Annotated in this window: 23 protein-coding genes; 6 read left to right on the top strand and 17 right to left on the bottom strand. The window is 70.7% G+C overall.

The genetic code is table 11. The features are described from left to right. Positions 1-84: 84 nt before the first annotated feature. The 5 genes from ACOZ90_RS05835 to purM form a co-directional block, all read right to left on the bottom strand. Complete coding sequence (locus ACOZ90_RS05835) at positions 85-630, bottom strand: peroxiredoxin (protein WP_422892703.1); 546 nt, start codon at positions 628-630, stop codon at positions 85-87. A 76-nt stretch (positions 631-706) separates the two neighbouring features. After that, a complete protein-coding gene (locus ACOZ90_RS05830) occupies positions 707-1,438 on the bottom strand; it encodes a DUF3108 domain-containing protein (RefSeq protein WP_422892702.1) in 732 nt (243 codons plus the stop codon). Positions 1,439-1,440: 2 nt separating this feature from the next. After that, the gene (locus ACOZ90_RS05825) at positions 1,441-2,157 is read right to left on the bottom strand and encodes a DUF3108 domain-containing protein (protein WP_422892701.1); all 717 of its coding nucleotides are present in this window, start codon (positions 2,155-2,157) and stop codon (positions 1,441-1,443) included. Positions 2,158-2,166: 9 nt separating this feature from the next. Then, positions 2,167-2,847: a phosphoribosylglycinamide formyltransferase gene (gene purN, locus ACOZ90_RS05820; protein WP_422892700.1), complete on the bottom strand. Its 681-nt coding sequence runs from the start codon at positions 2,845-2,847 to the stop codon at positions 2,167-2,169. Between the two features lie 11 nt (positions 2,848-2,858). Beyond that, complete coding sequence (purM, locus tag ACOZ90_RS05815; protein WP_422892699.1) at positions 2,859-3,896, bottom strand: phosphoribosylformylglycinamidine cyclo-ligase; 1,038 nt, start codon at positions 3,894-3,896, stop codon at positions 2,859-2,861. 127 nt (positions 3,897-4,023) lie between these two features. On the opposite strand from purM, the gene ACOZ90_RS05810 reads away from it, so the two are divergent. From ACOZ90_RS05810 to hda, 3 genes are read left to right on the top strand one after another with little or no spacing between them, the layout of a single operon-like run. Continuing rightward, complete coding sequence (locus ACOZ90_RS05810) at positions 4,024-5,112, top strand: DUF2066 domain-containing protein (protein ID WP_422892698.1); 1,089 nt, start codon at positions 4,024-4,026, stop codon at positions 5,110-5,112. A 2-nt stretch (positions 5,113-5,114) separates the two neighbouring features. Beyond that, entirely contained in the window at positions 5,115-6,278 is a 1,164-nt protein-coding gene (locus tag ACOZ90_RS05805; RefSeq protein ID WP_422892697.1) for an AI-2E family transporter, read from the top strand. Continuing rightward, positions 6,275-6,994: a DnaA regulatory inactivator Hda gene (hda, locus tag ACOZ90_RS05800; protein ID WP_422892696.1), complete on the top strand. Its 720-nt coding sequence runs from the start codon at positions 6,275-6,277 to the stop codon at positions 6,992-6,994. The genes ACOZ90_RS05805 and hda overlap by 4 nt, the downstream gene beginning before the upstream one ends. Before the next feature lie 57 nt (positions 6,995-7,051). On the opposite strand, the gene murU is transcribed toward hda, so the two are convergent. Beyond that, entirely contained in the window at positions 7,052-7,753 is a 702-nt protein-coding gene (murU, locus tag ACOZ90_RS05795; protein WP_422892695.1) for an N-acetylmuramate alpha-1-phosphate uridylyltransferase MurU, read from the bottom strand. Between the two features lie 82 nt (positions 7,754-7,835). On the opposite strand from murU, the gene ACOZ90_RS05790 reads away from it, so the two are divergent. Then, positions 7,836-9,239 (top strand): mannose-1-phosphate guanylyltransferase/mannose-6-phosphate isomerase, encoded by a 1,404-nt coding sequence (locus tag ACOZ90_RS05790; RefSeq protein WP_422892694.1) that lies wholly within the window; start codon positions 7,836-7,838, stop codon positions 9,237-9,239. Positions 9,240-9,306: 67 nt separating this feature from the next. Here the strand turns inward: ACOZ90_RS05790 and ACOZ90_RS05785 are convergent, their stop codons facing one another. From ACOZ90_RS05785 to ACOZ90_RS05775, 3 genes are all read right to left on the bottom strand, one after another. Next, positions 9,307-10,194 (bottom strand): serine hydrolase, encoded by an 888-nt coding sequence (locus ACOZ90_RS05785; protein WP_422892693.1) that lies wholly within the window; start codon positions 10,192-10,194, stop codon positions 9,307-9,309. Positions 10,195-10,221: 27 nt separating this feature from the next. Continuing rightward, the gene (locus ACOZ90_RS05780; RefSeq protein ID WP_422892692.1) at positions 10,222-10,485 is read right to left on the bottom strand and encodes a GlsB/YeaQ/YmgE family stress response membrane protein; all 264 of its coding nucleotides are present in this window, start codon (positions 10,483-10,485) and stop codon (positions 10,222-10,224) included. Between the two features lie 70 nt (positions 10,486-10,555). After that, positions 10,556-11,998, bottom strand: coding sequence for a M20 family metallopeptidase (locus ACOZ90_RS05775; RefSeq protein WP_422892691.1), 1,443 nt, complete (start codon positions 11,996-11,998; stop codon positions 10,556-10,558). Between the two features lie 203 nt (positions 11,999-12,201). Here ACOZ90_RS05775 and ACOZ90_RS05770 point away from each other — a divergent pair, with 203 nt between their 5' ends. After that, on the top strand, positions 12,202-12,531 hold the full coding sequence (locus ACOZ90_RS05770; RefSeq protein WP_422892690.1) for a ComEA family DNA-binding protein: 330 nt from the start codon (positions 12,202-12,204) through the stop codon (positions 12,529-12,531). Between the two features lie 166 nt (positions 12,532-12,697). Beyond that, the gene (locus ACOZ90_RS05765) at positions 12,698-13,300 is read left to right on the top strand and encodes a HutD/Ves family protein (protein ID WP_422892689.1); all 603 of its coding nucleotides are present in this window, start codon (positions 12,698-12,700) and stop codon (positions 13,298-13,300) included. Here the strand turns inward: ACOZ90_RS05765 and ACOZ90_RS05760 are convergent. The 8 genes from ACOZ90_RS05760 to ACOZ90_RS05725 all read right to left on the bottom strand — a co-directional run bounded on the left by ACOZ90_RS05760 (position 13,284) and on the right by ACOZ90_RS05725 (position 21,942). Continuing rightward, entirely contained in the window at positions 13,284-15,548 is a 2,265-nt protein-coding gene (locus ACOZ90_RS05760; RefSeq protein WP_422892688.1) for a TonB-dependent receptor domain-containing protein, read from the bottom strand. The two genes, ACOZ90_RS05765 and ACOZ90_RS05760, sit on opposite strands and share 17 nt — an antisense overlap. Before the next feature lie 190 nt (positions 15,549-15,738). After that, a complete protein-coding gene (locus tag ACOZ90_RS05755; protein WP_422892687.1) occupies positions 15,739-16,068 on the bottom strand; it encodes a non-heme iron oxygenase ferredoxin subunit in 330 nt (109 codons plus the stop codon). Between the two features lie 23 nt (positions 16,069-16,091). Then, complete coding sequence (locus tag ACOZ90_RS05750) at positions 16,092-16,631, bottom strand: GNAT family N-acetyltransferase (RefSeq protein WP_422892686.1); 540 nt, start codon at positions 16,629-16,631, stop codon at positions 16,092-16,094. Positions 16,632-16,640: 9 nt separating this feature from the next. Next, positions 16,641-17,897 (bottom strand): cysteine desulfurase, encoded by a 1,257-nt coding sequence (locus tag ACOZ90_RS05745; protein WP_422892685.1) that lies wholly within the window; start codon positions 17,895-17,897, stop codon positions 16,641-16,643. Beyond that, entirely contained in the window at positions 17,894-19,132 is a 1,239-nt protein-coding gene (sufD, locus tag ACOZ90_RS05740) for a Fe-S cluster assembly protein SufD (protein WP_422892684.1), read from the bottom strand. The genes ACOZ90_RS05745 and sufD overlap by 4 nt, the downstream gene beginning before the upstream one ends. After that, positions 19,129-19,890 (bottom strand): Fe-S cluster assembly ATPase SufC, encoded by a 762-nt coding sequence (gene sufC / locus ACOZ90_RS05735; RefSeq protein ID WP_422892683.1) that lies wholly within the window; start codon positions 19,888-19,890, stop codon positions 19,129-19,131. The genes sufD and sufC overlap by 4 nt, the downstream gene beginning before the upstream one ends. Before the next feature lie 84 nt (positions 19,891-19,974). Beyond that, entirely contained in the window at positions 19,975-21,456 is a 1,482-nt protein-coding gene (gene sufB / locus ACOZ90_RS05730; RefSeq protein ID WP_422892682.1) for a Fe-S cluster assembly protein SufB, read from the bottom strand. Between the two features lie 21 nt (positions 21,457-21,477). After that, on the bottom strand, positions 21,478-21,942 hold the full coding sequence (locus ACOZ90_RS05725; protein ID WP_422892681.1) for an SUF system Fe-S cluster assembly regulator: 465 nt from the start codon (positions 21,940-21,942) through the stop codon (positions 21,478-21,480). Positions 21,943-22,068: the final 126 nt, after the last annotated feature.

Here is a 22,068-nt window from a genome sequence, read left to right as displayed (position 1 = left end):
AGCGTTCCAGTATCGGCCATTCACGTTTCAGCCGCATAACCCGCCGCCGCGGCCCGGCTGGCCGCGGCTGGCGTGGGTGGCCGGTCAGTTGCCCGGCGCGGCGAGGCCTTCGAGCATGGCTTCGACGTGGCGGCTGGGGTTGCGATCCGAGTGGACGGCGGCGATGCGGCCTTCGCGGTCGATCACGTAGGAGGTGCGCGAGGACATCTCGCGGCCTTCCATCACCGCGTCGTAGTCGGCGGCGATGCGCGCGCCCTCGTCGGCGGCCACGGCAAACTTGCCGGCGCAGGTGGCGCCGTCGGCGGAAAATTCCTGCAACTCGTCGGTGTTGCCCGCGGTCACGCCGATCACGGTGGCGCCCAGCTCCTCGAAGCGGTCGATGCTCTGCGAGAACAGCGAGGCCTCCAGGTTGCAGCCGGGGGTGTTGGCGGCGGGGAAGAAGTACAGCACCACCGGCCCCTCGGCCAGGGCTTCCGCAAGGCTGAACTCAAACGCCTCTCCGGCCAGCCACGCCGGCACGGTGAAGTCGGGGGCCGCGTCGCCGGGCTGCAGGGTGGCCTGGGCCGGCTGCGAGCACGCGCCGAGCACGGAGAATGCCAGCGCGATCAGGGTGTACTTGAAGGACTTCATCGGGGTGCTCCGGTGGCGGCGCGGGATGGCCTCATGGGGGAGCCTAACGCAACGGCGCCCGGCCGCCGACCGGGCGTCAGTTGAGCGACTTCAGCCGCAGGTCGATGTGGTCGCGGCCGTTGCGCTTTTGCACGATGCGGGCCGGGGCCGGCATGCCGTCGACGATCCAGGCGGTGATTTCGCGGCGGCCGCTGGTGCGCACCACGCGGGTGGCCTCGTGCTGCTGGCCGGCCACGGTGATGGTTTCGGTGCCGTCCACCTGGAACACCTGCGGGCGGGCGCGGCCGTCCTCGACCAGGCGGTACTTCAGCGGCTGGCCGGCGGCGACGTCGCGGATCACCGCCAGGTTGATCAGCATGCCGTCCATGTCGCCGGGGCGCAGGCTCACCGGCCCGGCCTCGTCGTTGTCGACATCGCCGCTCCAGCGGGCCACGTTGTTGTCCCAGTCGTAGGTGGCGCGGACGGTCTTGTTGCGCACCAGCATCGCCGCCAGGCCGGATTCGCCGATCTGGCTGTCCTCGCTGGCCAGCGGCCGCCAGTGCTCGCCGCGGGCCTGGAAGGAGGTGCTCTGCACCATCCGCGCGCCCATGCCGGCCACTTCCATGCGGTATTCCCAGCGGTCGCCGCCGGTGTTCTCCAGGGTCATGGTGCCTTCCGCCTCCATGCCCATGAAGCGGGCGGTGTAGTCGGCGTTGAACGGCTCCAGCGCCGATGCCGGCAAGGCGACGGCGGCGCTGGCCGCCAGCAGCAGGGTGGCGGCAAGGATCCGCCCGGGCAGCGGCCTGTTGGAACGGGGGAGGGTAGTCATGGTCATTCGGCTCCTCGGTATTCGATCAGGCGCAGGTCGATGGTGTCGTCCCCGTCGCGCTGCACGATCCGGATCGGGGTGGGTACGCCGCTGGCGACCCAGACAATCATTTCGTCGTCGTCGTCCTCGATCCGTGAAACGCGCAGGGCGCTGTAGCTCATGTCGGCGACTTCGATGTTCTCGGGTGCTTCGGACACCACGTATTCGTGCTCGCGCGAGCGGCCGTTGTCGGCGTAGCGGTAGCGCAGGGTGGCGCCGGGCTCGGCGTCGCGGATCACCGCCAGGTTGATCAGCAGCGCGCTCATGTCGCCGTCCTGCAGCGGCACCGGCTGGCTGCGGCGCTCGCTGACGTCGCCGCTCCACTGGGCGGTGTGCGTGTGCCAGTTGTAGATGCCGTCGACGCTGCGCCCGAACAGGATCGCCTTGCGCACGGTGCGCTGGGTGAGCGGGCGGAAGAAATCGCCGTCATGGTGCACGTCGAACACGGTGCTCTGCAGCATGTTCAGCCGCGCCAGGCCGATCAGCCCGCGGTTGGCGCGGATCTCCAGGTCGATCTCCCAGTTGGGTGCCTCCCTGCGCTCCAGGCGCATGTTGGCCTCGCCCACGTGGCGCTCGCCGTACCAGGCCTCGTAGGTGGCGTGGAAGGGCTCAAGCGGCTGCGCGTGCGCCGCGGCGGGCAGCGCCAGCAGGAACGCGGCGAGGAGCGGGAGGATGCGCATGGGACGCCATCATGCAAAACGGTTGTTTGATCCCAGCTGAAGCGGGGCCTGCAAAGGTGCTCCGTCGACCTGAACGCTGTGTTCCCCCAGCCGGACGCGGCCGGCTGCGATCCAGCGCACGGTTTCCACCAGCAGCGGGTGCTCGCGCGCCAGCACCCGGTCGGCGAGCGTCTGTTCATCGTCGCCCGGCAGCACCGGCACCCGTGCCTGCGAGATCACCGGGCCGCCGTCCAGGTCGGCGCTGACGTAGTGGACGCTGGCGCCGTGCTCGGGAGCGCCGGCTTCCAGCGCGCGGCGGTGGGTGTGCAGGCCCTTGAACTGCGGCAGCAGCGACGGATGGATGTTGATCAGCAGGCCGGCGCGGGCCTCCACCGCCGGGGCGCCGATCAGGCGCATGTAGCCGGCGCAGACCACCAGGTCGGGGCGCACGGCGTCCACGGCTTCGAACAGGGCGGCGTCGTAGTCCAGGCGGGTGGGGAAGTCCTTCAGGTTGAACGCGGCCGCTTCGGCGCCGGCCGTGCGGGCGCGATCCAGGGCGGCGGCGTCGGCGCGGTCGGAGAACACTCCCACCAGCTCGGCGTCCAGGGTGCCGGCGGCCATGGCGTCGATCAGCGCCTGCAGGTTGCTGCCGCGGCCGGAGGCCAGGGCGGCGATGCGGAACCGGCCGGGGCGGCCGCTGGCGGCGTCCATCGGCAGGCCGTTCAGCCGATGCGCACGCGTTCGGCGCCGGCGGCGGCGACTTGGCCGATGCGCCAGTGCGGCAGGCCGTGCTGGTCGAGCGCGGCTTCAACGCCCGCGGCCGAGGCCGCGTCCACGGCCAGCACGAAGCCGATGCCGCAGTTGAAGGTGCGCCACATTTCCTCGCGCGCCACCGCGCCTTCGCGCTGCAGCCATTCGAACACCGGCGGCAGCGGCCATGCATTGGCATCCACGTCGATGCCCAGGCCCTCCGGGATCACCCGCACGATGTTCTCGCTCAGGCCGCCGCCGGTGATGTGGGCCATGGCGTGGATGGCCGCGCCGTGGCCGGCCAGCAGCTCCAGCATCGGCTTGACGTAGATGGTGGTGGGCGCCATCAGCGCGTCGGCCAGGCGGACGCCGCCCAGGTCGAGGTCGGCCGGGCTGCCTGCGCGCTCATAGATGCGCCGCACCAGCGAGTAGCCGTTGGAATGCGGACCGCTGGAGCCGATGCCGATCAGCACGTCGCCGGCACGGGTGCCGCTGCCGTCCAGCAGCGCGGACTTTTCCACCGCGCCGACGCAGAAACCGGCCAGGTCGTACTCGCCCGGCGCATACATGTCCGGCATTTCCGCGGTCTCGCCGCCGATCAGGGCGCAGCCGGCCAGCTCGCAGCCCCTGGCGATGCCCTCCACCACCGCCGCGGCGGTGTCCATGTCCAGCTTGCCGGTGGCGAAATAGTCCAGGAAGAACAGCGGCTCGGCGCCCTGCACCAGGATGTCGTTCACGCACATGGCCACCAGGTCGATGCCGATGGTGTCGTGGCGGCCCAGCTGCTGGGCCAGCTTGAGCTTGGTGCCCACGCCGTCGGTGCCCGAGACCAGCACCGGCTCGCGGTAGCGGCCGGACAGGTCGAACAGGGCCCCGAAGCCGCCCAGCCCGCCCATCACCCCGGGCCGCATGGTGCGCTTGACCAGCGGCTTGATGCGGTCGACGAACGCGTTGCCGGCATCGATGTCGACGCCTGCGTCGTGGTAGGTAAGCGGGGTGGGGCTGGTCACGATGCGGCGCCGGTCGGGGACAGACCGCGATTTTAGCAGCCGCGGGGGGCGCGGGGCCGGGCCGCGAACAAACCTGCACGGGCTTTGTGGCACCATTCCGCGGTCTGTTGAATCCAGGAATCGACGCATGCCGCACGCGACCCGAACCGGAGCTTGGCTGGCTTGTCTGCTGGCCGGCTGCCTGCTGGCCGCCGGAACCGCCTCGGCCCAGCGCGTGGAAGGCGATATCGCCCGCGCCCAGGGCCTGTACCAGGCCGAGGTGCGGGTGAACAACCAGAACGAGGCCGAGCGCCGCTCCGGCTTCCGCCGCGGCCTGTCGCAGGTGCTGGGCAAGCTGTCGGGCGACAGCGGCGTCACCAGCCGGCCGGGCGTGGCCCGCGAGCTGCGCCGGGCCGAGGCCTACGTGGAGCATTTCGACTACCGCCAGGACGAGGGCACCTCGGCCAGCGGCGCGCCGACCTTCCACACCACCCTGGTGATCCGCTACGACCAGGACGCGGTGGACGGGCTGGCCTCCGCGCTGGGGCTGCCGGTGTGGCCCGAGCCACGTGCGCGGCCGGTGCTGTGGCTGGCGATCGACGATGGCAGCGGCCCGCGCCTGGTCACGGTGAACCAGAACAACGCGGTGCGGCCGGTGCTTGACCGCGCCCGCGAGCGCGGCTTCGGCCTGGGCCTGCCGCGCGGCAGCGCCGCCGAGCAGGCGGCCGCGGGCGCGATCTGGCGCGGCGACCACGGCGCGGTGGCCAGGCTCTCGGCGCGCTACGCGCCGCCGATGCAGCTGGTGGGCAAGCTGTACCGCCAGAACGGCGGCTGGCGCTCGGACTGGACGATGGTGGACAACGGCCGGGTGCTGTCGGAGTGGTCGCACTCGGACTCCAACGTGCGCGTGGCGATGGCCTCCGGCGCCAACGGCGCGGCCGACGCGCTGGCCAAGCGCTACGCCAGGGCGACCGAGACCGGTCCGGCCGGCAGCTACCGGGTCACCTTCACCGGTATCGACAGCAGCAACGACTACATCCGCCTGTCCGGCTACCTGCAGGGCATGCCGGTAGTGCAGGGCATGAGCCCGGTGCGGGCGACGGCGAGCGGGATGGAAATGGAGCTGGATCTGCTGACCGGGCTGCCCGGCTTCCGCCAGCTGGCCGATGAGCAGGTGCTGGTGGAGCAGGAAGTGCTGCTCGACACCGGCTCGCCGATCTACCGGCTGGTGCGCTGACCATGTCCCGGGCGGCCGGCGTGGCCGACATCGCGCTGTTCTTCAAGCGGCTGCAGTGGGGCCTGGTGCTGGCGGTGGTGTTCTGGCTGCTGATGGAGCTGGGCGCGATCCTGGTGCCGTTCGTGCTGGCGCTGCTGCTGGCGTGGCTGGGCGATCCGCTGGTCGACCGGATCCAGCGCAGCGGCCGTTCGCGGGTGACCGGGGTGGTGCTGGTGTTCACCCTGATGGTGCTGCTGGTGGCGCTGCTGCTGCTGATTCTGGTGCCGCTGCTGGAGCGGCAGGTGTCGGCGCTGGTGGAAGCGCTGCCCACGACCGGTGCCTGGATCACGGGGTCGGCGGTGCCGTGGATCGAGCAGCGCACCGGCATCACCCTGGCGGCGTGGGCGGATCCGCAGCGGCTGTTCGATCTGGTACGCGAGTACTGGCAGCAGGTGGGCGGGTTTGCCTCGACCATGCTCGGCTACGTGCAGCGCTCGGGCTTCATGGTGGTCACCTGGACGGTCAACCTGGCGCTGCTGCCGATCCTGACGTTCTACTTCCTGCGCGACTGGGATTCGCTGGTGGCGCGGGTGGCGATGATGGTGCCGCGCGCCCATATCGGGACGGTGAGCCGGCTGGCCCGCGAGTCGGACGAGCGCCTGGGCGGGTTCCTGCGCGGGCAGTTCCTGGTGATGCTGGCACAGGGCGTGTTCTACGCCATCGGCCTGCAGCTGATCGGGCTGCGGCTGGGTGTCCTGGTGGGCCTGATCGCCGGGCTGATCAGCTTCGTGCCGTATCTGGGCGCGGTGGTGGGCGCGCTGCTGATGCTGCTGGCGGCGCTGGTGCAGGCGCAGGGCATCGACTGGCAGCTGCTGCTGCTGGGCACGGCGGTGTTCACCGCCGGCCAGCTGCTGGAGAGCTACGTGCTCACGCCGCGGCTGGTGGGCGACCGCATCGGCCTGCATCCGGTGGCGGTGATCTTCGCGGTGATGGCGGGCGGGCAGCTGTTCGGCTTCCTGGGCATGCTGCTGGCGCTGCCGGTGGCGGCGGTGGCCAACGTGCTGATCAGCTTCGCCTATGAGCGCTACACCGCCAGCAGCCTCTACAACGGCCCGGAGCCGGCGCCCGGCGAGGAAGGTGCGGCGATCGTGGTGGTCGGCGACGACACGGGGCTGCCGAAGGCGTGAGCGGGGAGGCAGGCCGTACCGGCGGAGGGGCGCAGCTGCCCCTGGCGCTGCGGTTCCCGCCCGACCAGCGGCTGGAGACCTTCGTGGCCGCGCCTGATGGCGCGCTGGCGCAGCTGCGCGCGCTGGCCGGGGGCGGCGCTGCGGACTGGCTGTACCTGGCCGGGCCCGGATCGACCGGCAAGAGCCATCTCGCCCTGGCCGCGTGCGCGCATGCGCAGGAACAGGGGCGGCGGGTGGCCTACCTGCCGCTGGCCAGCGCCGCCGGCCGCCTGGGCGATGCGCTGGCGGCGCTGCACGACTACGACCTGGTGGCGCTGGACGGCCTGGAGGCGGTGGCGGGCGGGCGCGCGGACGAGCAGGCGCTGTTCGATTTCCACAACCGGGCGCGTGATGCGGGCAGTGCGGTGCTGTACGCCGCGCGCGTGCCGGCGGCCGAGCTGCCGCTGGTGCTGCCGGATCTGGGGTCGCGGCTGGCGCAGTGCGTGCGCATCCGCCTGCAGCCGCTGGACGACGCCGGCCGGCGCGAGGTGCTGCGGCTGCGGGCGCGGCGGCGCGGGCTGCAGATCGACGAGGCCTCCATCGACTGGCTGCTCAGGCGGGTGGAGCGCGACCTGGGCAGCCTGGCCGGGCTGCTGGATCGGCTGGATCGGGAGTCCCTGGCCGCGCAGCGGCGGATCACGGTGCCGTTCCTGCGCAAGGTGCTGGCGGGTTCCTGACCGGCGATACGCGCGGAGCCTGAGGCCTCCGCGATGCCGGCTGTTGCGGCAAGGCGCCTATCGGCCGAGTTCGGCGTCCAGGGTCGCCAGGCGCCCGGGCGTGCCCACGTCCGTCCAGCGGCCGCGATGGTATTCGCCGGTGACCTGGCCTTCGGCGATGGCCGCGCGCAGCAGCGGGGCCAGGCGGAAGCGCGGCGGCGTCTCGCCCGCGCCGGGGGCATCGCCGATGACGCGCTGCCAGTCGTCGAACAGCGAGGCCCGGTACATGCCGATCCCGGCGAAGGTGAGCGTCTGTGCGCCGTCGTTGAGTACGCCGCCGTCCCCGTCCAGGGCAAAGTCACCGCCGGGGTTGTGGGCCGGGTTGTCGACCAGCACCAGGTGGGCGTCACCGGGCGGCTGCCGGGGCAGGCGGCTGAAGTCGTAGTCCGTCCAGATGTCGCCGTTGACGGCGATGAACGGATCGTTGCCCAGCACGTTGCGGGCATGCCACATGCCGCCGCCGGTCTCCAGCGGCACCTTGCCTTCGTGCGAATAGTGGATCGACAGACCCCAGCGGCTGCCGTCGCCCAGGGTGGCGGGGAACTGCGCGGCCAGCCAGGAGATGTTCACCACGACCTCGGTGATTCCCGCCGTGGCCAGGCGCTCCAGATGCCAGGCGATCAGCGGCTTGCCGCCCGCCTCCAGCAGCGGCTTGGGGGTGGTGTCGGTCAGCGGGCGCATGCGCTCGCCCAGCCCGGCGGCAAAGATCAGGGCCTTCATTGGTTCAGCGTGGTCCAGGGTTCGTGGCGGGCGTACACGGGCCACAGGGTAAACTCAACGCCCTTTCACAGGCGAGCAGGCGATGTCGAATCTGCAGGTGGTGTTGCTGTCCGGGGGCTCGGGAACGCGGCTGTGGCCGCTGTCGCGCGAGGCCTATCCCAAGCAGTTCCTGCCGCTGGCGGGCGAGCAGACCATGCTGCAGGACACCTGGCGGCGGGTTGCGCCGCTGGCCAGCGGGGCGCCGATCGTGGTCGCCAATGAAGAGCACCGCTTCCTGGCCGCCGAGCAGCTGCGCCTGGTGGGCGTTGCGAACGCGGCCATCGTGCTCGAGCCGGCCGGGCGCAACACTGCGCCGGCGATCGCCGCGGCGGCGCTGCAGGCGCTGGCCGGCGGCGGCGACCCGCTGCTGCTGGTGCTGCCGTCCGACCACGTGGTGCGCGACGCGGACGCCTTCCAGGCGGCGGTGCGCGAGGCTGCTCCGGCCGCCGAAGACGGTGCGCTGGTGACCTTCGGCATCGTCGCCGACGCGCCGGAAACCGGGTTCGGCTACATACAGGCGGGAGCGGGCGAGGGCGTGCGGCCGGTGCTGCGCTTCGTCGAGAAGCCGGACGCGGACACTGCGCGCGGCTACCTGGACAGCGGCGACTACTACTGGAACAGCGGCATGTTCCTGTTCCGCGCCTCACGCTACCTGGAGGAGCTGGAGAAGTTCCAGCCGGACATCGTGTTGGCGGTGCGCAAGGCGTTCGACGGCGCCGCCCGCGACGGCGACTTCGTGCGCCTGGACGGGGACGCCTTCGCCGCCTCGCCGTCCGATTCCATCGACTACGCGGTGATGGAGAAGACCGATCGGGCGATGGTGCTGCCGGTGGACATCGGCTGGAACGACGTGGGCTCCTGGTCGGCGCTGTGGGAAGTCAGCGAGCAGGACGCCGACGGCAACGCCCGCCATGGCGAGGTCATCGCGATCGACAGCCACCGCAACTACGCGTACTCGCGGCGGCTGGTGGCGCTGGTGGGCGTGGACGAGCTGGTGGTGGTGGAGACCGACGACGCGCTGCTGGTGGCGCGCAAGGATCGGGTGCAGCAGGTCAAGGACGTGGTGGCGCGGCTGAAGGCCGACCAGCGCAGCCACGCCGTGCTGCACCGGGAGGTGCACCGGCCGTGGGGCAGCTACGACTCGATCGACCAGGACGAGGGATTCCAGGTCAAGCGGATCAAGGTCAAGCCGGGCGGGCGGCTGTCGCTGCAGTCCCACAGGCACCGCGCCGAGCACTGGATCGTGGTGCGCGGCACCGCGCGGGTGACGCGTGACAACGACGTGTTCGAACTGCACGCCAACCAGTCCACCTACATTCCCCTGGGTGCGAAGCATCGGCTGGAAAACCCGGGCACGGACATGCTGGAGCTGATCGAGGTGCAGTCCGGCGACTATCTGGGCGAGGATGACATCGTCCGCTACGAGGACGTGTACGGGCGGTCGTAGGGGCGTCGGCGGGCCGCGTGACTCATGGATCCTCCCGGTCATCGCGACCCGCCCGCACCGGGAGCGGCTACCTCCGCTCCAGCTCCGCGTGGATCGCCACGGCGATCTGCTGCACGACGGGATTGCCGATGCGCATGGTCTCGGCGTAGCCGTCGGATGCTTCCACTTCGGTGAACACGGCGACGACGGTTTCGCTGCCGGGCACCAGGAAGTAGCCCACGTCGTGGGTGACCTTGCCGGTTTCGCCGGTCTTGTGGGCAATGTAGTCCTGCTCCAGCACGGCGCCGAACTTGGTGTCCACTTCCTGCGCGCGCATCCAGTCCAGCACCTGCGCGCGTGAGGCCTCGCTGAGCAGCTCGTCGCCGTGGATCGCCTGCAGCAGGGCCAGGGTGTCGGCGGTATCGATCACGTTGGCGGGCTGGGTGATCTTCTCGCCGGGGAACATCTGGCGGTTGAACTTCATCGTCCCGAGGCCGAGGTCGTCCAGCAGCGCCTGCACGGTGGGCAGGCCGACCAGGTAGAGCAGCACGTTGGTGGCGGTGTTGTCGCTGTGCACCACCATGCGCCGGGTGATCTCGCCCACGGTGGTGGTGTGGGGCATGTCCTGGTTCTGCAGCTCGCCCGAGCCGCCGACCACCATGTAGGGCGAGATGCTGATCGGCGCGTCCAGGTTGAGCAGGCCGCGGTCGGCCTGGCGCATCGCCGCGGCCAGCAGCGCCAGCTTGATCGTGCTGGCCGGGTTGTAGCTCTCGCGCGATCCGACGATGCGGGTGCCGCCGTCGCCGCCCGAGATGTCGGCCAGCCCCACCGAGACGCGGATGCCGTTGCCGGCGGCCTGTTCAACGAGCGGCTGCACGGCGGCCGCGGCGCGATCCAGCTTCGATGGGTCGCTGCCGGCTGCCACCAGGGGCGCGAGGGTGAGCACGGCAAGCAGTATGCGGGCGAGGGGCGTCATGGCCGGCTCCGGAGATGGCCGTGCGCGCTAGCGCCGCAGCAGCTGGGCAATGCCCAGGATGATGACCGCGCCGAGCAGCGCGCCCAGGAACCCGGCCGCCTGGCCGGCGGCGTACCAGTCCATCTGCCGGCCCAGCCACGTGGCCAGCAGCGCGCCGGCGATGCCGAGCAGCGAGGTCAGGATGATGCCCAGGCGCCTGCGCCCGGGCGTGATGATCCGCGCCAGGATGCCGACCACCAGGCCCAGCAGGATGACGTAGAGCCAGCTTTCGCTGCCGAATGGAGGCGGCATTTCTGTTCCCCTTGCGGTGACGGGCGACCGGCGGAAGCCTAGCCGATCGCCCGTGACCAGGCGAGCGCGCTCAGCGCCCGGTTTCGCCGCGGGCGCTGGCGTGGTGGTGGTCGGCCAGCACCCTGGCCACGCAGGCGGTGACCTTCTTGACCATGTCGATGTGCAGGAACTCGTTGGGGCCGTGGGCGTTGGAGTGCGGCCCGAGCACGCCGGTGATCAGGAACTGCGCGTTGGGGAACTTGCCGCCCAGCAGGCCCATGAACGGGATCGAGCCGCCTTCGCCCATGTACACCGGCGGCTTGCCGAAGAACTCGCGGCTGCCTTCGTCCAGGGCCTTGCCCAGCCACGGGGCCAGGGCCGGGGCGTTCCAGCCGGTGGCGGCCTTCTCCAGCTCCAGCGTCACCTTGGCACCGTTGGGGGTGTCGCGGGTCAGGGCCTCGGTCAGCAGCTCGCCGGCGCGCTTGCCGTCCACCGTGGGCGGCAGGCGCAGGGACAGCTTGACCGCGGTGTGCGGGCGCAGCACGTTGCCGGCCGAGTCCAGGCTGGGCATGCCGTCCACGCCGGTGATCGACAGCACCGGGCGCCAGGTGCGGTTGAGGATCAGCTCGGCCGGGTCGTCGGACACCGGCTCCAGGCCCGGTACCAGCGGGAACTTGTCGTAGACCTCGCTGCCGACCACTTCGGCGGCCTGGCGCGCCTGCTCCAGGCGCTGCTCGGGAATCGCCGCGTGCAGGGCGTCGATGAGGATCCGGCCGCTGTCCTCGTCCTCGATGCGCGAGAGCAGCTGGCGCAGCAGGCGGAAGCTGGAGGGGATGATTCCCGAGGCGTCGCCCGAGTGCACGCCTTCGGTGAGCACCTCGACGGTGAGGTTGCCGCCGGCCATGCCGCGCAGCGAGGTGCAGCACCACAGCTGGTCGTAGTTGCCGCAGCCCGAGTCCAGGCACACCACCAGCGACGGGGTGCCGAGGCGGTCGGACAGGTGCTCCACGTAGGCGGGCAGGTCGTAGCTGCCCGATTCCTCGCAGGCTTCGATCAGCAGCACGCAGCGCGAATGCGGCAGCTTCTGCTCCTGCAGCGCCATGATCGCGGCCAGCGAGCTGTAGATGGCGTAGCCGTCGTCGGCGCTGCCGCGCCCGTACAGCTTGCCGTCCTGCAGCACCGGCTTCCACGGGCCCTTGTCCTCGTCCCAGCCGGTGACCTCGGGCTGCTTGTCCAGGTGGCCGTACAGCAGCACGCAGTCCTCGTCGCTGCCGCCGTTGAAGGCGGGGATCTCGATGAGCAGCACCGGCGTGCGGCCTTCAAGGCGCACCACCTCGGTCTGGATGCCCTCGATCGGCTGCGCCTTCGCCCAGCCTCCCATCAGCTTGATCGCCTCGTCCAGGTACCCGTTCTTCTCCCAGTCCGGGTCGAACATCGGCGACTTGGCGGGGATGCGGATGTACTCGCTGAGCTGGGGGATGAGGTCCTGGTCCCACTTGTCGGAGACATAGCGGTCGATCTGGCTGGTATCCATGGCGCCCTCTTTTTTGCGGGGAAGCGCCCATTTTAGCGCGCTGGCGTTCAGGCTTTTCCTACGGGCCGGTGCGGCGTGCCCCGGCGCCCGGCGGCGGGTTCGGCGATGGGATCCGCCCGGGCGGGCACCGACACTGTGCCTGCCGGCCGGGGATGAAGCCCGGGGCCCGGTCAGGAAGAACCCACAACCCAAGGAGTAGGACGATGAATGCATTCAGGACCGTTTTTGCCAGCCTCCTGCTGTCGCTGCTGATGCTCGGCGGCGCCGCTGCCAGCGAGAAGGTCAACATCAACACCGCCGATGCCGAGACCCTGGCGCGGGTGCTGACCAACGTCGGCCCGTCCAAGGCCGAGCAGATCGTGGCCCATCGCGCGGCCAACGGCCCGTTCAAGAGCGCCGACGAGCTGGCGATGGTCAAGGGCATCGGCCTGGCGACCATCGAGCGCAACCGCGACCGGATCCAGGTGGGCGCACCGCAGCGGCGTGCCACGCCGGCCACCGCCGCGGCTGCCAGCTCCGGTTCGAAGCGCTGAGCCGAACCGCGCCACGCGCAGGCGCGGCGTGAAAGGGGGGCAGGACGCTCCCGCGAGGAACCGGCAGGACGCCGTTACATGGACGTAGAGCCGCCCGTCCGCACTCCGGTGCGGGCGGGCGGTGCCTTTTCCGGATCCGGATTGCGGCTGGCGCTAGACTTCCCGCATGTCCGTTTCCCGACCCGTGGCGCAGGTGTTTCCCGCGAACGAGCATCGCCGCGAACGCTGGCGCAACGGGCTGGGCTGGACGCGCGCGATCACGGCCTGGCCGGATGCCGGCGGGCAGTGGCAGTGGCGGCTGTCCGTGGCCGAGATCGAGCAGGCCGCGGCGTACTCCGCCTTCCCCGGCATCGATCGCGAGCACGTGCTGCTGGAAGGGCAGGGCCTGCGGCTGCGATTCGCCGATGACCGGGTGCAGGAACTGCATCCACCGGGCGGCCGTACGCGGTTTGCCGGCGAAGACCGGGTGACCGGCGAGCCCCTGGACGGGCGGGCGGTGGCGCTCAACCTGATGTGGCGCCGCGATGCGATCGAAGCCGAAGTGCTGCACCGGCCGCTGGTGGGGCCGATGCTGTTCTTCGCCGACGAGCACGACGCCTGGCTTGTTTACCTGCTCTCCGGCCAGGCCCGCTTCGATGCGGCCAGCGGCCTGCCGCCGATGGCCCGGGGCGATGCCGCGGTGCTGGCATCGCCCGCCCGCCGCCGGTTCCTGCTCGACGGCGGGGGCGAGCTGTTGGCCATGCGGCTGCGGCTCAGAACGCCACGTTGACCGAAAGCCACAGGCGGCGGCCTTCCTGGAGGGTGCCGGTGGTGCCACGGCCGATCTGGGTGTAGTGGGAGCCCCAGCCGGTATCGCCGCTGTCGGTCGTGTAGTACCCGCCGGCGAGGAAGTCCTTGTCCAGCAGGTTGTGGATGGTGGCGTTGAGGGTGACCGCGTCGGAGGCCCGCCAGGCGCCGCCCAAGTGCAGCTGGGCCCAGGATTCCAGCGGGCCCAGACCGTCGAGGATGGCGCGGTCGGCTGCGCCCAGGTTCTCGCGCAGGTGGGTGAACCGGTCGCGCTCGCTTTGGTACTCGCCCCGCAGCCACAGGCTCAGCGTGTCGGTGGCTTCCCAGTCCAGGCTGGCGTTGAGCATGTGGCTGGCCTGGTTGGTGAACGGCGCGCCGCGGTCGGCGCCGCTCTTCTGCTCGGTGTCGGTCCAGGTCCAGTTGCCGGCGATCGACCAGCGCGGGGCAAAGTCCCAGCGCGCGGCGAGCTCGACGCCGCGGCTCGCGGCTTCGCCGACGTTGGTGTTCTGGGCAAAGCTGTCCTGGGTGAAGCCGCTGCCCAGATCCAGGCAGCCGGGCAGGCCGGGGCCGCTGGCCGCCCGGCAGTTCGGCACCGGCGTGCCGCTGCTGATCATGTCGTTGAAGTCGGTGTGGAACAGGGTCAGGTTGGCGTTGAAGCCGGCGAGGCTGTCGAAGTAGAAGCCGACCTCGTAGTTGGTGCTGGTTTCCGGCTGCAGGTGCGGGCTGCCGATGGTGATGGTGCGGCCCTGGGCGGTGGCGCCGTTGATGCCGTCGTGCAGCTGGTTCACCGACGGGGTGCGGTAGCCGCGGCTGGCCCCGCCCTTGATCGTCCAGCTGTCGCTGGCGGCCCAGGTCAGGTAGGCGCGCGGGCTGAAGTGGCCACCGAAGGCGTCGTGGCTTTCGTAGCGCCCGCCGAAGGTCAGGCGGGCCGAATCCACGAACTGCCACTCGTTCTCCACGAATACCGCCCATGAGCTGCGTTCGAAGCGCTCGGTGGCGATGCCGTCCACCACTTCCGCATCCTGGTACTGGCCGCCGACGCTCAGGGTGTGGCGTTCGCCCACCGGGGCGACCAGGCGGGTGTCCAGGATCAGGTCGGTGGACTCCAGCGTGCGCGGCGCGCCGCCGACGATGCCGGGGAAGTTGGCCCACGCCTGGCCGATGGTGCCCGGGATGGTGCGGCCCCGGGTTTCGGTGGTCTTGTAGGTCAGCGCGCTTTCCCAGTGGCCCAGCTCGAGCGAGCCGCGGTGGGCGAGCACGGCCTGGGTGCGGTCGAAGCGCAGTTCGTCGGAGTAGCCGTTGGCGCTGTCGTCGGACACGGTGCAGCCGGCGACCGCGTTGCCGCCCCAGCCGTCCAGGGTGCCCAGCTGGCAGTCGTCGTTGTTGTAGACCTGCCGGCCCTGATCCAGATCCAGCGATACCTCGTGGAACTCGTTGGGGGCCAGGGTCAGGCGCGCGCCCCAGTGGGTGCTGCGGCCTTCCACCGCGGCCGCGCCCCGGCGGCTGACCACGCTGCCGTCGTCAAACGCCAGATCCGACGCCCCGCGCTCGTGGATGCTGCCGCGCACGGTCAGGCCCAGCAGGCCATCGGCCAGCGGCCCGGCCAGGTAGACGTTGGATCCGGTGGAGGCTCCGTAGTCGCGGTTCTCGTGGAAGGTGTGGTTGAGGCCGAACGCGCCCGACCAGCTGCTGGCCACGCCGCGGGTGATGATGTTGACCACGCCGCCGACCGCATCCGAGCCGTACAGGGTGGACATCGGCCCGCGGATCACCTCGATCCGCTCGATCGCGGACAGCGGCGGCATGAAGCCGTTGGCGGTCTCCCCGAAGCCGTTGGGCGTGATGTCGCCGCCGTTGTTCTGGCGGCGGCCGTCGATCAGCACCAGGGTGTAGGCACTGGGCATGCCGCGGATGCTGATGTTCAGGCCGCCGGTCTTGCCGGTGCCCTGGCCGATGTCCACGCCTTCCACTTCGCCCAGCGCTTCGGCCAGGTTGCCGAACTGCTTGCGCTCCAGCTCCTCGCGGGTGATCACGCTGATGCTGGCAGGGGCGTCGGTGATCTTCTGCTCGAAGCCCGCGGCGGTCACCACCACGGCGTCGAAGTCGACCGGGTTGGGCGCGGGGGCCGGCTCGGCCAGGGCGGGGAGGGCGGGGAGGGCGGCCAGCAGCAGGGCGGTGGCCAGGACGGTACGGCGGGGGAAGAACGCAACGGTGGTGCAGCGGGAACGCATCAGCGGCAGCTCCAGGGGCTGGGAAGACCTGCTCTGGCGGCGGCTGACAGGCGGGAGACGGGTTGTGGGGATCGAGCGCGCGGCGATGTGTTCGCCGGCGGATGCGAATTGTAATGCGAATCGTTCCTGTTTCAACACCCTTGCGTGCAGGAACCCCCGTGGCGCGCTCCCGCAGGGCCGGGGTGCGGCTTCAGTCGCGGTCGTCGCGCGTCCAGACCGCGCCGTCATGGACGCGAACCGGGAACTTCACCGCCGGCTCGTAGGCCGGCGGGCACAGGGCGCGGCCGTCGCTGACGTCGAACTTCGCTCCGTGCAGCACGCACTCGATGGTGCCGGTGGCCGGGTCGAACTCACCGGCCGACAGCTCGAAGTCCTCGTGGCTGCAGCGGTCTTCCAGCGCGTACAGGTCGCCGTCGCGGTTGAACACCAGGATCGGGGTGTCGCCGTCCCAGGCCAGCTGCATTTCGCCGGGGAGCAGTTCGGAGGTCGCGCAGACGCGGATCCAGCCTTCGGTGTCCATGGGTTGGGTCGTGTCCTTGCCCGTCACAGGGCCTTTTCGAGGGTTTCAAAGCGCAGGTCGTCGCGCCTGGGAATGCCGAAGCGCTCGTCGCCGTAGGGGAAGGGCTTGAAGACGCCGGTGCGGCGATAGCCGCGGCGCTGGTACCAGGCGATCAGCTCCCCGCGCTGCACCAGCACCGTCATGCGCATGAACGGCAGCTGCCATTCGTCGCGGGCGATGCGCTCGCATTCGGCCAGCACCGTCCGGCCGGTGCCCGCGCCCTGCAGGCCCGGGCGCACGGCGAACATGCCGAAGTAGCCGCCGCCGTCCTCCACCGCAACGTGCGCGCAGGCCTGCAGCCGGTCCTCGCCGGCGGCGTCGCCGGCCTCGGCCAGCAGCACGATGCTGTTGTCGCGTTCGATGTCCGCGCGCAGCACGTCCGGGTCGATCCGGGCGCCGTCGAGCAGGTCGGCCTCGGTCGTCCAGCCGGCGCGGCTGGCATCGCCGCGGTAGGCCGAGGTGACCAGGGCGACGATGGCGTCGATATCGTCAGGTGTGGCGGGACGGAAGGACAGTCCGGTCATGGGCGTGGTTCAACCAAGCAGGCCGCGCACCTTGTGCAGGGCGGCGATGAAGGCGTCGATTTCATCGTGGGTATTGTAGAAGGCCAGCGAGGCGCGGCAGGTGGCGGCGACGCCGTAGAACTGCAGCAGGGGGTGCGCGCAGTGCTGGCCCGAGCGCACCGCCACGCCCTCCAGATCGAGCAGGGTGGCCAGGTCGTGGGCGTGGGCGCCCTCGACCAGGAACGAGACCACCGCCGCCTTCTCCGGCGCGCGGCCGATGATGCGCAGGCCCTCGACCTTGTCCATCTCCTCGGTCAGGTGCGCCAGCAGCTCCGCCTCGCGGGCCTCGATGTTGGCCATGCCGATGGCATCCAGGTAATCCACCGCCGCGCCCAGGCCGACGAAGCCGGCGATGTTGGGCGTGCCCGCCTCGAACCGGTGCGGCGGATCATTGAACACGGTGCCGTCGAAGCTGACCTCCCTGATCATCTCGCCGCCGCCGATGAAGGGCGGCATCGCTTCCAGGTGTTCGCGCCGCGCCCACAGCGCGCCGGTGCCGGTGGGGCCGATCATCTTGTGGCCTGTGAAGGCGTAGAAGTCGCAGCCGGTCGCGGCCACGTCCACCGGCCGGTGCGGCATCGCCTGGGAGCCGTCGATCACGGTGGTGATCCCGCGCCGGCGCGCCTCGCGGCAGATCTCGCGCACCGGGTTCACGGTGCCCAGCAGGTTGGAGACGTGGGTGAGCGCGAGCAGCTTCACGTCCGGGGTCATGTCCCGGTGCAGCGCGTCCAGGTCGAGCGAGCCGTCGTGGTTGATCTCTGCCACGCGGATGGTCGCGCCGCTGCGCTCGGCCACCAGCTGCCAGGGCACGATGTTGGCGTGGTGCTCCATGCGCGAGACCAGGATGGTATCGCCGGCCTTGAGCCGCGGCAGCGCCCACGAATAGGCCACCAGGTTGATGGCGAAGGTGGTGCCGCTGCACAGCACCAGGTCTTCCGGGCGGGCATTGATGAAGCCGGCGAGCCTGCGCCGCGCGCCCTCGTAGGCCTCGGTGGCCTCGCTGCCCAGCTGGTGGACGGCGCGGCTGACGTTGGCGTTGTGCTGGCGGTAGAAGCGATCCACCGCCTCGATCACCGCGGCCGGCTTCTGCCCGGTATTGGCGCTGTCCAGGTACACCAGCGGCTTGCCGTGGACCTGGCGCCGGAGCAGCGGGAAGTCGGCGCGGACGGCCTCCCAGTCCACGCCGGACTGGACGGGCGCGGTCCCGGCGGCGGGCGGTGCGCTCATCCCGCCACGCCCTGCAGCGCCGCCGTCACGCGTGCTTCCAGCGCCTCGCGCAGGGCCGGGTCTTCCACCGCGGCCAGCGGCTCGCGGGTGAAGGCTTCGGTCAGCAGGATCCGCGCCTGGCGCTCGGACAGTCCGCGCGAGCGCAGGTAGAACAGGGCGCCCTCGTCGAGCTGGCCCACCGTGGCGCCGTGGGCGGCCTCCACCTCGTCGGCGTGGATGACCAGCACCGGCTGGGTGTCGATCTCGGCGCTGGCCGACAGCAGCAGGTTCTTGTTCGAGAGCTTGGCGTCGGTGCCGTCGGCGCCGGCCTGGATGGTGATGCCGCCGTGGAACACGGCCCGGCCGCGGCCGGAACCGATACCGCGCCAGAGCAGGCCGCAGGAGGTGTCGCGGGCGACGTGCTCGATGCCCAGGCGGGTATCCAGGTGCCTGCGGCCGGCCGCAAGCAGCACGCCGTTGGCGTCGACCCGGGCGTTGTCGCCGACCAGGCGGACGTTGAGCTCGTGGCGCGAGAGCGCGCCGCCCAGTTCCAGATCCACCCGATGGTACTGCGCGGATTCGTGCAGCTCGGCCTGGGTGCGCAGGAACGCGGTGGCACCGTCGCCGCCGGTCTGGATGCGGGCGTGCTCGAACACGGCGCTTTCGGCCACGTCGATTTCGATCAGGGCGTTGTCCAGGTGCCGGTGGTCGCCGGACACGATGTGGTGCTCGACCATCGCCAGCCGTGAGCCTTCGCCCACCTCGATGCGGTGGCGCAGGTGCCAGGCCAGCTCGGCGCCGTCCTGCGGCGCGCCCACGAACACCACGTGCAGCGGCGCGGCCGCCTGCACGCCGGCAGGCACCTTCACCTGCACGCCCTCGCGCGCCAGGGTGGTGGCCAGGCGCGCGAACACGGCGTCGCGGTCGGCGTAGCGTCCGTCGTCGGGGCCGGCCGAGGCCTGCAGCCCGATTTCAATGCCGTCGCCCAGGCCGGCCTGATCCGACAGCGCCGGGGCGTGGCGGCCGTTGACGAACACCAGCCGCGGCGCGGGGATGTCGGCCAGCAGCGCCGGATCGATCTCGGCCACCGCGTCGGAGCCGGCGAACTCGCGGCGCTCCAGCGCCCGCAGCGGGGTGTATTTCCAGGCCTCGCTGCGCGGCCCGGGCAGCCCGTCCTCAAGCGCGGCGTCAAGCGCCGCGCGGCGGCCGGCGTCGCCTTCGAAGCCGCTGGCCAGCGACTGCAGCAGGGCGCTCATGCGACCTCCGGTGCGATGCGGTCCTTGACCCAGGCGTAGCCGTGCTCTTCCAGCTGCTCGGCCAGCTCCGGCCCGCCGCTTTCCACGATCCGGCCGTCGGCCAGCACGTGCACCACGTCCGGGCGGATGTATTCGAGCAGGCGCTGGTAGTGGGTGATCACCAGGAACGCGCGGTCGGGCGAGCGCAGCGCGTTCACGCCCTCGGCGACGTGGCGCAGGGCGTCGATGTCGAGCCCGGAGTCGGTCTCGTCCAGGATCGCCAGCTTGGGCTCCAGCACCGCCATCTGGAAGATCTCGTTGCGCTTCTTCTCGCCGCCCGAGAACCCTTCGTTGACGCCGCGGTGCAGCAGCTTGTCGTCCAGGTGCAGCACCGAGAGCTTCTCGCGCACCAGCTTGAGGAACGCCATGGAGTCCAGCTCCTCCTCGCCGCGCGCCTTGCGCTGGGCGTTGAGCGAGCTGCGCAGGAAGTAGGTGTTGTTCACGCCCGGGATCTCGACCGGGTACTGGAAGGCCAGGAACAGGCCGGCGGCGGCGCGCTCTTCCGGCTCCAGCTCCAGCAGCGGCTGGCCTTCGAACTCGACCGTGCCTTCGGTGACGTCATAGCCCTCGCGCCCGGCGAGGATGTTGCCCAGGGTGGACTTGCCGGCGCCGTTGGGGCCCATGATGGCGTGCACCTGGCCCGGCTGCAGTTCGAGCGAGAGGCCCTTGAGGATTTCGCGGCCGTTGATGCTGGCGTGGAGGTTTTCGATCTTCAGCATGATGTGTTTCCCGTGGGGCGGCGCGGGCCGCCGGTTGCTTGTCTGGTTGCGTTGCGGGCCGGGCCCGTCCTGCGGATGGAAGGGTCAGCCGACGCTGCCTTCCAGCGAGATGTCGAGCAGCGCCTTGGCCTCGATCGCGAACTCCATCGGCAGCTCGCGGAAGACCGTCTTGCAGAAGCCGTCGACGATCAGGCTGATCGCGTCTTCCTCGGAGATCCCGCGCGAGCGGCAGTAGAACATCTGGTCGTCGCTGATCTTGGAGGTGGTGGCCTCGTGCTCGAGGGTGGCGGTCGGGTTCTTCACCTCGATGTAGGGGAAGGTGTGGGCGCCGCAGTGCTTGCCGATCAGCAGCGAGTCGCACTCGGTGAAGTTGCGCGCGCCCTCGGCGTTGCGATCCACCTTGACCAGGCCGCGGTAGGTGTTCTGGCCGCGCCCGGCGCTGATGCCCTTGCTGATGATCTTGCTCTTGGTGCGCTTGCCCACGTGGATCATCTTGGTACCGGTATCGGCTTGCTGGGCGTGGTGGGTGAGCGCCACGGAGTAGAACTCGCCGACCGAGTCGTCGCCCAGCAGCACGCAGGAGGGGTACTTCCAGGTGATGGCCGAGCCGGTTTCCACCTGCGTCCAGGTCACCTTGCTGCGCGCGCCGCGGCACTCGGCGCGCTTGGTCACGAAGTTGTAGATGCCGCCCACGCCGTTCTCGTCGCCGGGGTACCAGTTCTGCACCGTGGAGTACTTGATCTCCGCGTCTTCCAGCGCCACCAGCTCGACCACCGCCGCGTGCAGCTGGTTGTCGTCGCGCATCGGCGCGGTGCAGCCTTCCAGGTAGGAGACGTGGCCCTTGTCCTCGCAGATGATCAGGGTGCGCTCGAACTGGCCGGTGTGGTTGGCGTTGATGCGGAAGTAGGTGCTCAGCTCCATCGGGCAGCGCACGCCCTTGGGGATGTAGACGAAGCTGCCGTCGGAAAACACCGCCGAGTTGAGCGCGGCGAAGTAGTTGTCACCCACCGGCACCACGCTGCCCAGGTACTGCTTCACCAGCTCGGGGTGCTCCCTGATGGCCTCGGACATGGAGCAGAAGATCACCCCGGCTTCCCTGAGCTCCTTCTGGAAGGTGGTGCCCACGGAGACCGAGTCGAACACCGCGTCCACCGCCACGCCGGCCAGCTTGGCGCGCTCGTGCAGCGGCACGCCGAGCTTGTCGTAGGTGTCCAGCAGCTCCTGCGGCACCTCGTCCAGCGACTTGTACTTGGGCCCCTTGGGCGCGGAGTAGTAGCTCAGCGCCTGCAGGTCGATCGGGGCGATGTTGAGCTTGGCCCAGCGCGGCACCGGCATGGTCAGCCAGTGGCGGTAGGCGGCCAGGCGCCATTCGAGCATCCACTCGGGCTCTTCCTTCTTCGCCGACAGGGCGCGGATGGTGTCCTCGTCCAGGCCCGGCGGGAGCGAGTCGGATTCGATGTCGGTGACGAAGCCGGCCTCGTACTTGCGGCCGAGCTGCTCGTGCACCAGCGGGTTGGAGAGCGGCTGCTCTTCCACGGGGGTCAGGGTTTCAATCTGGGTGGCCATAGGCTGCCTTGATATCGGGGTTCAGTTGCCTTCGAGGCGGGCGGGGATCCGCTTCGCGGCGGCGGGAGGGGAAGGGGGGATCGGCGCGTCTTCAAGCATCTGCGCCAGGCTCACCGCGCCCAGCGCGGCGGCGATCACGTCGTTGATGCGGCGCCAGTTGGCGCGGACGCCGCACTGGTGGGCGATGCCGCACTCGTGGTCGTCCAGGCTGCATTCGGTCATTGCCAGCGGCCCTTCCATGGCCTCGACGATCTCGACCAGGCTGATCGCGGCGGCCGGCCGCGCCAGCCGGTAGCCGCCGTGGGCGCCGCGGAAGCCTTCCACCAGGCCGGCCTGGGCCAGCGGCTTGAGCACCTTGCTCACGGTGGGCGCTTCCAGGCCCGCGCGCTCGGCCAGTTCGGCCGCGCTCAGCACCGCGTCCGGCCGCGCGGCAAGCACGGTCAGCACGACGGTGGCGTAGTCGGTCAGGCGGGTGACGCGGAGCATCGGGGGGCGTCCTTTAATCAGGACTGAAATTGTACGCTTTGGCGGCCCGCGGCTCAAACTCCGGGCGGTTCGTGGTTCAGGCGCCGGAGGTTCCGGAGCGCCGGGTGGCGCTGGCTGGTGAACCGA

This window comes from Luteimonas dalianensis, assembly GCF_049339425.1.
GTDB lineage: Bacteria > Pseudomonadota > Gammaproteobacteria > Xanthomonadales > Xanthomonadaceae > Luteimonas > Luteimonas dalianensis.
Note: the sequence above shows the minus strand (reverse complement) of the source record. Positions and strands in the feature narration are given on the sequence as shown.